We start from the raw sequence: 10,603 nt of genomic DNA on the forward strand, positions 1-10,603 counted from the left end.
ATTTGAATTTCGAATACTTTATAGCTAAACGCATTATTGATAGTAAAGCGTATAAAAGTAGCATATCGGCACCAATAATAAAAATTGGTATTGCAGCAATTGCAATAGGTATTGTTGTAATGATGATTGCAATTGCTACAGGTATTGGCCTTCAACATAAAATAAGAAATAAAGTTGTAGCGTTTAATGGACATGTTACCATTACAAATTATGACACTAATAATTCACAAGAAAGTGAAAATCCAATTTCTAATAAACAAGATTTTTATCCCAATTTTAATGCTGTAGACGGTATTCGTCATATTCAAGGTGTAGCAACAAAAGGATCAGTAATTAGACTTAAGGATGCTGTAGAGTATGTTATTATTAAAGGAGTTGGTGCAGATTATGATTGGCAGTATTTTAAAGAGTTTTTAATAGAAGGTAGATTGCCAGATTATACTAAAGATAGAAATGAAGATTTACTTATTTCAAAGTATTTTGCGAATAGGTTGAAAATAAATATTGGCGATAAAATACAAGCTAATTTTATAAAAGAAAATATAAACTTGCCTCCTCGAATTTTACCTTATACTGTAGTTGGTATTTATGATTCTGGTTTTAAAGAATATGACGAGTTATATGCTATTGGAGATATTAGACATATTCAAAGAATTAATAAATGGGGGAAAGATCAAGTCGGAAATTTTGAGGTTTTTATTGATGATTATGATACTCTTACAGAAACAGGGAAAGCCATAAGACATGAGATTCCATCGCTTTTAGATTCTAAAACAGTTATACAGCGTTTTCCTTCTGTTTTTGAATGGATATCTATTTTCGTGAAAAATATTTTTGGTATTATAGGTATTATGATACTTGTAGCTGGAATAAATATGATAACGGCACTATTAGTACTTATTTTAGAACGAACCCAAATGGTTGGTATTCTAAAAGCCTTAGGAAGCAATAGTCTAAGCATTCGTAAAATCTTTTTATATAACGCAACACACTTAATCCTATTAGGTCTGTTTTGGGGAAACCTTATTGGTTTAGGTTTGTTGTTAGCGCAAAAGTATTTTCAGTTTTTAAAATTCCCAAATCCAGAACAATATTACATGACCAATATTCCAGTATATATTAACCTTAATTATATTTTGGCATTAAATATTGGCACATTTGTACTTTGTTTATTAATGCTATTAATTCCATCTTACATAATCACAAAAATAGCTCCAGTAAAAGCGATTCGTTTTGAATGAATAAGATTATATACGGTTTAAGTACAGGTTTAAATTTTAGAAGTTTATATTCTATTTGATGCTTAAGTAATTTAACCAAACTTTCACCTTTTTACTTTTGCCTTTTCATTACTTTTGCAAAAGCAAAAAAATATATATGCAATACGCAAATAACATCTTAGAGACTATTGGTAATACACCTTTAGTAAAAATAAATAAACTTACTGCAGAATTACCATGTAAAGTATTAGCAAAATACGAAACTTTTAATCCAGGAAACTCGGTTAAAGATCGTATGGCATTACAAATGATAGAAGATGCTGAAGCAGATGGAAGATTAAAACCTGGTGGAACAATTATAGAAGGAACATCTGGAAATACAGGAATGGGGTTGGCATTGGCAGCAATTGTAAAAGGATACAAATGTATTTTTGTAATGGCAGACAAGCAATCTAAAGAGAAAGTAGATATTTTAAAAGCTGTAGGTGCTGAGGTAGTAGTCTGCCCAACAGCAGTAGAACCAGATGATCCTAGATCATACTATTCTGTATCTAAAAGATTAGGAGAAGAGACACCAAATTCATGGTATGTAAATCAATATGATAATCCTAGTAATACTAAAGCACATTATCAAAGTACGGGCCCGGAAATTTGGAAGCAAACAGAAGGGAAAATAACTCACTTTGTTGTCGGAGTAGGAACTGGAGGTACGATTTCTGGAGTTGGTAAATACTTGAAAGAGCAAAATCCAAACGTTAAAATTTGGGGAGTAGATACTTATGGATCTGTCTTTAAAAAGTATCATGAAACGGGAGTTTTCGATGAAAATGAAATTTATCCATATGTAACAGAGGGCATTGGGGAAGATATACTACCAAAAAATGTAGACTTTAGTATTATTGATGGTTTTACTAAAGTAACAGATAAGGATGCTGCAGTTTATACACAACGTTTAAGTAAAGAAGAGGGCATGTTTCTAGGTAATAGTGCCGGAGCTGCTATAAAAGGCGTGTTACAATTAAAAGAACACTTTAAGCCAGATGATGTTGTTGTTGTTTTATTTCATGACCATGGGAGTCGTTATGTAGGTAAAATGTTTAATGATGATTGGATGCGTGAAATGGGATATATCGAATAATATATAAATAACTATATAAACGTAAAAAAGGCAAAACAAAAATGTTTTGCCTTTTTTATTAGACTAATTTGGGTTTATTTAATAATTAATTTCTCAAAGCCTTTTCAATACGGTATTCTATAGCATCTTTAATTCCTGGATAACCTGCATCTAGTATATTAAAATAACGCCCTCTTTTATCTATAATTATATTTGTAGGTAAACCGCTAACTTTAAAATGTTTAATAGTCGTATTGTCATCTGTAACAATAGGGTATTTTAAAGCATATTTTTTTAAAAACGTCTTAACTGCATTTCTTTTATCAAATGTTACAGAAGCAAAAACAATATTTTTATTGTCTTTATACTTTTCATGTATTTTATTTAATTCGCTAATTTCATCAATACATGGTTGGCATGTAGTGAACCAAAAGTTTAAAACAACAACCTTTCCTTTTGTGTTTTTAGAGTTTATGAAATTACCTTCAATATCAATTAAGTTAAAATCTGGTGCTTTTTCACCAATTAAAGGAGAATCTAAATTAGATTTATTGTCGTTAAGTTTTTCTTTTTCAGATTTTGTTACTTTTTTTAATTTAATGTATTCAGATCCAAATCTATCTTTTTTTGATTGTAAAACATAATCACCAGAGTTCATCAAAGTCATAAATTTATTGAGAGGGATTTTATGTCCTTTTTCGTTTTTTATGTATGTGTACTCATTGATAATTAATTCATTACTTTGAGCATTTACTATTGTTAATAATGAAAGGGATATAATGATAAGACTAATTATTTTTTTCATTTTAATAGTTTTATAGGGAGTATATATAATAAATAACAAATGAAAATGAGAATACCCTAATTTATACTTTAATTATTTTATAATTAATTACATTTTTATAAATAATTATATTAAAATAAGTCTGGGTAATAGAATTAAGCTTACAAAGCTGCTAATAAAAATATGTTATGTTTACCTTTATAAAGCCTTATCAATACTATTCTCAATAGTTTTACCTATTTCTGGAAAACCACCAGTTATTATATTAGAATAATTACCTTCTTTATCAATAATAATATTTGTAGGGTAAGAATTAACACCAAAATCACCAATTATTGCCATGTTATTTGGAACTACAGGATATTGTAGTGGATGTTTTTTTAGAAACGTATTTACTGTATCCTTAGAATCAAAAGTTATTGAAGCAAAAACTACATTTTTATTATTCTTATATTTTTTGTAAACTTCATTTAACTCAGGTATTTCCATAATACAAGGTTTGCATTTAGCAAACCAAAAGTTTAATACCACTATTTTACCTTTTGTGTTTTCACTTGTAATAGAGTTTCCGTTAAGATCTTTCATTGTATAAGTTGGAGCTTTAGTGCCAATAAGTTCATTACTGCCATCCTGGTTATGGACCATTTCATTCATTGCTACTTTTTCATCTTTTGTAGCTTTTCTAAGTTGTAAAAAGTCATTACCATTTTTGTCTTTTTTTTCATCAACCATCCATTCTCCACTTTGCATAAGAGACATAAATTTCATTAGTTCTACTTTATTACCTTCTTTATCTTTAATAACTGTGTTTGCATCAATCATCATTTGACTTTGAGAAAGTACAGTTTGAAAGTTGAAGGCTAGTATTACTAATAAGATGTAAATTGATTTTTTCATAATAATTTTAGTTTTTTGTTTGGACAAAAATTAAAAATATATGTAACATTGTTGGTTAACGAGTGTTAATTAAAGTTAACTCAAATATTATATAAAGGATATTTGTTGCTTTAGTTTTAGAATTCTATATTAGTTATATGCAAGAAGATTTTCTCCACTATTTATGGAAACATAAAAAAATAAACTTTAATACTCTTAGCACTACAAAAGGGGAAAAGATTACTGTTATTAATGTTGGAGAACATAATTATAATACTGGTCCAGATTTTTTTAATGCACAACTTAAAATAGGAAATCAATTATGGGCTGGGAATCTAGAAATACATTTGCAATCTAGTGATTGGTATGTCCATAATCACGAAAATGATTCTAATTACGATAATGTAATATTACATGTTGTTTGGGAACATGATATTGAGATTTTTAGAAAAGACAATACAGAAATACCTACCTTAGAATTAAAACATTATGTACCTGAAGAGACTTTAAGAAATTATCAAAAATTATTTAATCAATCTCAAAAATGGATTAATTGTGAAAATGATCTTCATATAGTTGATGAATTTACAGTTTCTAATTGGTTAGAACGTTTGTATTTTGAACGTTTAGAGCGTAAAGCAGAAGATGTTTCAAAAATTTTAGAACAAAATACTAATGATTGGGAAGCTGTATTGTTTAAATTATTGTCAAAAAACTTTGGGCTTAAAATAAACAGTGAGTCTTTTTTTAGTATAGCTAATTCATTTGATTTTTCAATAATAAGAAAGCAACAATCAAGACAATTGAGTGTGGAAGCTTTATTGTTTGGTCAAGCAGATTTGCTAAATGAAGATATTCAATATTCTTATTATATAGCACTCCAAAATGAATATCAATTTTTAAAACAGAAGTTTAATTTGTCGTCTAAAAATGTAATTCCTTTACAGTTTTTTAGATTAAGGCCAGCAAATTTTCCTACTATTCGTTTGTCGCAATTGGCGAATTTATATCATTCGCATCATAATATTTTCTCAAAAATTATAGAGACGAAGTCTTTAAATGAATTTTATAATTTGTTTAGTATAGAAACATCAATATTTTGGGAAACACATTATACCTTTAATAAAGAATCAAAGTCAGCAAAAAAACGTTTAACAAAATCCTTTATTCATTTATTGCTAATTAATACTATACTGCCTATAAAATTTAGTTATGCTAAGTATCAAGGGAAATTAATAGATAATGAGATTATACAAATCATTCAGCAAATAGCTTCAGAAAAAAATAGCATTGTCAATAAATTTAATGGCTTAAAAAAAATCTCTAATAATGCAATGCAGTCGCAAGCAATTATTGAGTTAAAAACAAATTATTGTGATAAAAATAAATGTTTACAATGTGCAATTGGAAATGTAGTATTGAATAGAAATTAACTAAATTGCAATATGGAAATTTTCTACAAACCTTTATTGTATTTTCAAAAGCATGGCTATTTCGTTTGTCAACGTATAGCAGATAGATTGGGAATTCGTGCAAAAATAGTACGTACTTCTTTTATGTACTTAACTTTTGTTACAGTAGGATTTGGTTTTGCTTTGTATCTGTTTTTAGCCTTTTGGATGCGTATAAAAGATATTGTATATACTAAACGAACATCTGTATTTGATCTGTAATTTTAATGAGTAATCCTTTAATAAAACTATTTAGAAGCAAAATATCTACAGCATTATTTTTATTAATATTTGTTGTAATAATTGGAGTTTTTGGTTTTAAAATAATTTCTAATTATTCTTGGGTTGATGCTTTATACATGACAGTAATTACAATTACTACTGTTGGTTTTGGAGAGGTTCAACCATTAGACGACGCTTCAAAAGTTTTTACCATATTTTTAATCCTTTCAAGTGTTGTTATTGTAGGTTATGCTTTAACATTAATTACTGAGTTTATATTAAGTAAAAATAATATTGAAGAACTAAAACAAAAGAAGATGCAAAAGAAAATTGATAGTTTTCAAGACCATACTATTATATGTGGTTATGGGAGAAATGGAAAGCAAGCTGCTAAAAAATTAATGTCATATAAAAAACCGTTTGTAGTTATTGAAAAGGACAAAGAAATTATAGAAAAATTTCAAAGTGAGATGTTACCAATGGTGCATGGAAATGCAAATGAAGATGAGATATTAATTCAATCAGGAATAGAAAGAGCAAGTACGTTAATTTCTGCTTTGCCTAATGATGCAGATAATTTGTTTGTTGTATTGTCAGCAAGACAAATTAATAGTGAATTATGTATTATTAGCCGTGCTTCGCAGGAAACATCTTATCAAAAATTAAAATTAGCTGGGGCAAATAATGTCATTTTACCAGATAGAATAGGAGGTGATCATATGGCATCTTTAGTAGTAGTTCCAGATTTAATAGAGTTTATAGATAATTTATCTATTGGAGGAGAAGATAATGTAAATATAGAAGAGGTTAATGTGGATAAACTATATAATGCTTCAAATAATATTCAAACAATTAAAGACTTAGATCTTAGAAATAAAACAGGGTGTACTGTAATTGGCTATAAAGGAAACAATGGAGAATATATTGTTAATCCTGAAGCAGAGATTAAATTAACTAAAAATTCTAAAATTGTAGTTTTAGGAAGGCCAGAGCAAATACAAAAACTAAATTCGGTTTACGATTTAGACTAATAAGCGGGTTTTAACAAGTGATGTTTTAAAAAGTCATCATTTTTTTGCATATTGCTACACTTAAATTAACAATTAACTAATCCAACAACTAATTATGAAGAAGTATCTTCTTTCAATTTTCACATTAATATTACCATTATTATCAATAGCCCAAGAAGCGACGGAAGATGTAGGGATCGACCAAAAAATAGATCAAGCATTTCAACCAATTTCCGACTTTTTTAGTGCTGTTATCTTTTTTGAAGTAATGGACGGAGTGCCATTTGTATTATTACTATTAGTAGGTAGTGCTTTGTTTTTTACAATTTATTTTGGTTTCCCAAATATTAGAAGATTTGGAACAGCAATTAATGTAGTAAGAGGGAAATATGATGATGTAGATCATGCAGTTTCTGAGCCAATGTATGGTGATTCAACACCAGGTGGAGATGCTATCGAAACAATAAGAGATGAAAGTAAAGAAGGTGAAGTAACTCACTTTCAGGCTTTAGCAACAGCTGTATCTGGAACCGTTGGTAATGGAAATATTGCAGGTGTAGCTTTAGCAATTGCCTTAGGAGGACCAGGAGCAACATTTTGGATGATTATTTGTGGCTTTTTAGGTATGTCTACAAAATTTGTTGAATGTACTTTAGGTGTGCAATACAGAGATGTAGGCGAAGATGGAACGGTATATGGAGGTCCAATGTACTATATAAGTAAAGGTCTTAAAGAGAAAGGTTTTGCAATGTTAGGTAAAATAGCAGCTATATTTTTTGCTATCTTCTGTATTGGTGGTTCTTTTGGTGGTGGTAATGCGGCACAATCTAATCAAGCAACAATTGTATTAAAAGAGCTTATGGGCTTCGAAAGTACAGGAGCAGGCTTCTGGATTGGAGTTGTATTAGCTGTATTAGTTGGAATTATTATTATTGGAGGTATTAAAAGAATTGCATCTGTTACAGAGAAAGTTGTACCGTTTATGGCTGTTATGTATTTAGTAGCATGTTTGTATATTATTTTAAGTAACTTTTCTTTTGTAGATGATGCTATTGGTTTAATTATCTCAGAAGCATTTTCGCCTAAAGCAATAGGAGTAGGTGGATTTATAGGAGTGTTATTAGTTGGTTTTAAAAGAGCGGCATTTTCAAATGAAGCTGGAGCTGGTTCTGCTTCGATTGCGCATTCGGCTGTGAAAACAAAATATTCAGCTTCTGAAGGATTAGTAGCCTTATTAGAACCATTTATCGATACAGTTGTGATTTGTACAATGACAGCTTTAGTGATTATTATTTTTAACTTTGGAGGATTCTTTGAATATGGAGGAGACGGAACTGGAGGTGTTATAATAGAAGGTATGCGTTATGAAGGAGCTGGAATTACTTCTAAAGCATTCGCAGAATATATACCTTATTCAAATGTGTTCTTAACTATTGCTGTAGTATTATTTGCAGTATCGACAATGATTTCATGGTCATACTATGGATTACAATCTTGGAAATTTTTATTTGGTAGAGGACCAAAAGCAGATATAGCTTATAAAATATTATTCTTAACATTTATTATTATTGGAGCTGCAGCTAGTATGGGATCTATATGGGCCTTCTCTGATGCTATGATTTTTGCTATGGTGTTCCCTAATATGGTAGGATTATTCTTCCTGTTCCCTGTAGTGAAAAAACAATTAACTCGTTATCTTGATGCAATAAAAACTGCAAAAGAGTAAAAATGATATAAATAAAAAATATGCAAATCAAATCCCATTTCAAGTTCACAATGCAACAACGAAATGGGATTTTTTTATTACTATTACTTATTATAACTTTTCAATGCATTTATGCTTTTGTAGATTTTTCTTCTGAAGACATTAAAATTGACTCAAAGACTTTAGAGTTATATGAAGCTGAGATAGACTCATTAAAACTAGTTGAGATTGAAAGACGGAAACCCAAAATATATCCTTTTAATCCTAACTTTATCACAGATTATAAAGGCTATACCTTAGGTTTGACTAATGAGGAAATAGATAGGCTTTTAAAATTTAGAGCTCAAAATAAGTGGGTGAATTCTGCAAAACAATTTCAAAAAGTAACTAAAGTATCAGATTCATTATTTAATAAAATAGCGCCATATTTTAAATTTCCAGATTGGGTGACAAATCCTAAATCTAAAAGAGAATATTCAAATGCATTTAACTATAATAATAATCCCAAAACCGAAACTCAAAAAATAGATTTAAATATAGCAACTTCAGAGCAGCTTCAAAAAGTGTATGGTATTGGGGAAACATTTGCGAAACGCATAATAAAATATCGAACTAAACAAAATGGTTTTGTTTCATTAGTTGAATTAGATCAAATATATGGTTTAACACCAGAAACTATTCTAAATATAAAAAAATCATTTAATTTAAAAACACCAAAGCCAGTTAAAAAGATAGTCTTGAATACTGCTTCTAAAAGTGAATTAGTTACTATACAATATATAGATTATGAAATTGCGCATAATATAATAGAGCAACGTACACTTAGAGAAGGCTTTAAATCTATTGAAGAATTAACAAAAGTAAAGGGCTTTCCAATAAAAAAAATAGAGATAATTAAGTTATATTTACAGCTTAATTAGAATATAATAAAATGGACACCAGATACTTCACAGAAGAACATAATTTATTTAGAAAAAGTTTACAAGATTTCTTAAAAAAAGAAGTCGTTCCTCATATTGAAAAATGGGAAGAAACTGGACATATAGAGCGTTTTATTTGGGAGAAATTTGGAGAAATGGGCTTTTTCGGTATCGCTTATCCAGAAGCTTATGGTGGCATGGATCTAGATTTATTTTATACAGTAATCTTTCTAGAAGAATTACAAAAAATAAATTCAGGAGGTTTTGCTGCTGCTATGTGGGCACATGCTTATTTAGCAATGACACATGTAAATGCTGAAGGTAGTGAAGCTACAAAACAAAAATACCTTACTAAAAGTATCACAGGAGAGTTTATTGGAGCAATGGCAGTAACAGAACCTTTTGGAGGAAGTGATGTAGCAGGTATGAGAACAACAGCTGTTAAAAAAGGAGAGACATATGTGCTAAATGGTTCAAAAACATTTATTACAAATGGGGTTTATAGTGATTATATAGTTGTTGCAGCAAAAACAAATCCTGAGTTAGGAAACAAAGGTATTAGTATGTTTATTGTAGATAGAGAAACTAAAGGTGTTTCAGCAACAAAATTAGATAAATTAGGTTGGAGAGCATCAGATACAGGAGAAATAGCATTTGATAATGTTGTTATTCCTGAAGCTAATTTAATGGGAGAAGAAGGTAAAGGGTTTCCTTATATTATGCAACACTTTGCTTTAGAGCGTTTAATAATGGGAGTTAATGCACATGCAAGAGCGGAATTTGCTCTAGAATATGCGGTTAAGTATATGGGAGAGCGTCAAGCTTTCGGGAAAAGTATAGACAAATTTCAAGCGTTAAGACATACTATGGCAGAATGTTATGCAGATATGGAAGTTTGTAAAGAGTTTAATTATTCAGTAACTGCTAGGTTAGATAAAAATGAATATGTAGTTAAAGAAGCTACTATTTCTAAATTGCGTTCTACAAAAATGGCAGATGAGGTTATTTATCAATGTCTTCAAATGTTAGGAGGCTATGGTTATATGGAAGAGTATCCAATGGCACGCTTATTGAGAGATAGTAGATTAGGACCTATTGGTGGAGGAACTTCAGAAATCTTAAGAGAGATTATCGCTAAAATGGTAATTGACAAGAAAGAGTACAAACCTGCAGTGAAGCATTAATTAAATTAGTGTTTTAGCGAAAATTGTATCACAATTAGCTAAAATGGTAATTGACAAGAAAGAGTACAAACCTGCAGTGAAGCATTAATTAAATTAGTGTTTTAGCGAAAATTG

General features: G+C 29.4%; 10 protein-coding genes. 8 read left to right on the top strand and 2 right to left on the bottom strand.

Features of this window, described 5'->3' with window-relative positions; all coding sequences use genetic code 11:
* Window positions 1-2 precede the first annotated feature (2 nt).
* Window positions 3-1,241 carry an FtsX-like permease family protein gene (locus Q0997_RS16530; RefSeq protein ID WP_299890789.1) on the top strand — a complete coding sequence of 413 codons (1,239 nt, stop codon included), beginning with the start codon at window positions 3-5 and terminating at the stop codon, window positions 1,239-1,241.
* A 136-nt stretch (window positions 1,242-1,377) separates the two neighbouring features.
* Window positions 1,378-2,358 (top strand): PLP-dependent cysteine synthase family protein, encoded by a 981-nt coding sequence (locus Q0997_RS16535; RefSeq protein ID WP_299890791.1) that lies wholly within the window; start codon window positions 1,378-1,380, stop codon window positions 2,356-2,358.
* An 85-nt stretch (window positions 2,359-2,443) separates the two neighbouring features.
* On the opposite strand, the gene Q0997_RS16540 is transcribed toward Q0997_RS16535, so the two are convergent.
* Both Q0997_RS16540 and Q0997_RS16545 read right to left on the bottom strand, forming a co-directional pair.
* Window positions 2,444-3,142, bottom strand: a complete 699-nt coding sequence (locus Q0997_RS16540) for a TlpA disulfide reductase family protein (RefSeq protein WP_299890793.1) — start codon at window positions 3,140-3,142, stop codon at window positions 2,444-2,446.
* Window positions 3,143-3,319: 177 nt separating this feature from the next.
* A complete protein-coding gene (locus Q0997_RS16545; RefSeq protein ID WP_299890795.1) occupies window positions 3,320-4,018 on the bottom strand; it encodes a TlpA disulfide reductase family protein in 699 nt (232 codons plus the stop codon).
* A gap of 137 nt (window positions 4,019-4,155) precedes the next feature.
* Here Q0997_RS16545 and Q0997_RS16550 point away from each other — a divergent pair, with 137 nt between their 5' ends.
* The 6 genes from Q0997_RS16550 to Q0997_RS16575 all read left to right on the top strand — a co-directional run bounded on the left by Q0997_RS16550 (window position 4,156) and on the right by Q0997_RS16575 (window position 10,489).
* Complete coding sequence (locus Q0997_RS16550) at window positions 4,156-5,430, top strand: DUF2851 family protein (protein ID WP_299890797.1); 1,275 nt, start codon at window positions 4,156-4,158, stop codon at window positions 5,428-5,430.
* Window positions 5,431-5,442: 12 nt separating this feature from the next.
* A complete protein-coding gene (locus Q0997_RS16555; RefSeq protein ID WP_299890799.1) occupies window positions 5,443-5,670 on the top strand; it encodes a PspC domain-containing protein in 228 nt (75 codons plus the stop codon).
* A 5-nt stretch (window positions 5,671-5,675) separates the two neighbouring features.
* Window positions 5,676-6,701, top strand: a complete 1,026-nt coding sequence (locus Q0997_RS16560) for a TrkA family potassium uptake protein (RefSeq protein WP_299890801.1) — start codon at window positions 5,676-5,678, stop codon at window positions 6,699-6,701.
* A gap of 94 nt (window positions 6,702-6,795) precedes the next feature.
* Entirely contained in the window at window positions 6,796-8,406 is a 1,611-nt protein-coding gene (locus Q0997_RS16565; RefSeq protein WP_299890802.1) for a sodium:alanine symporter family protein, read from the top strand.
* A 20-nt stretch (window positions 8,407-8,426) separates the two neighbouring features.
* Entirely contained in the window at window positions 8,427-9,305 is an 879-nt protein-coding gene (locus tag Q0997_RS16570; protein WP_299890804.1) for a helix-hairpin-helix domain-containing protein, read from the top strand.
* Between the two features lie 11 nt (window positions 9,306-9,316).
* Window positions 9,317-10,489 carry an acyl-CoA dehydrogenase family protein gene (locus tag Q0997_RS16575; RefSeq protein ID WP_299890805.1) on the top strand — a complete coding sequence of 391 codons (1,173 nt, stop codon included), beginning with the start codon at window positions 9,317-9,319 and terminating at the stop codon, window positions 10,487-10,489.
* The last annotated feature ends 114 nt before the right edge of the window (window positions 10,490-10,603 follow it).

The organism is uncultured Lacinutrix sp., from assembly GCF_947500325.1.
GTDB lineage: Bacteria > Bacteroidota > Bacteroidia > Flavobacteriales > Flavobacteriaceae > Lacinutrix.

Excerpts from the sequence above, each read along its gene's own strand:
- Q0997_RS16545 (WP_299890795.1), bottom strand. The coding sequence starts at position 4,018 with ATGAAAAAATCAATTTACATCTTATTAGTAATACTAGCCTTCAACTTT.
- Q0997_RS16570 (WP_299890804.1), top strand. The coding sequence starts at position 8,427 with ATGCAAATCAAATCCCATTTCAAGTTCACAATGCAACAACGAAATGGG.
- Q0997_RS16560 (WP_299890801.1), top strand. The coding sequence starts at position 5,676 with ATGAGTAATCCTTTAATAAAACTATTTAGAAGCAAAATATCTACAGCA.
- Q0997_RS16535 (WP_299890791.1), top strand. The coding sequence starts at position 1,378 with ATGCAATACGCAAATAACATCTTAGAGACTATTGGTAATACACCTTTA.
- Q0997_RS16555 (WP_299890799.1), top strand. The coding sequence starts at position 5,443 with ATGGAAATTTTCTACAAACCTTTATTGTATTTTCAAAAGCATGGCTAT.
- Q0997_RS16575 (WP_299890805.1), top strand. The coding sequence starts at position 9,317 with ATGGACACCAGATACTTCACAGAAGAACATAATTTATTTAGAAAAAGT.
- Q0997_RS16550 (WP_299890797.1), top strand. The coding sequence starts at position 4,156 with ATGCAAGAAGATTTTCTCCACTATTTATGGAAACATAAAAAAATAAAC.
- Q0997_RS16565 (WP_299890802.1), top strand. The coding sequence starts at position 6,796 with ATGAAGAAGTATCTTCTTTCAATTTTCACATTAATATTACCATTATTA.
- Q0997_RS16540 (WP_299890793.1), bottom strand. The coding sequence starts at position 3,142 with ATGAAAAAAATAATTAGTCTTATCATTATATCCCTTTCATTATTAACA.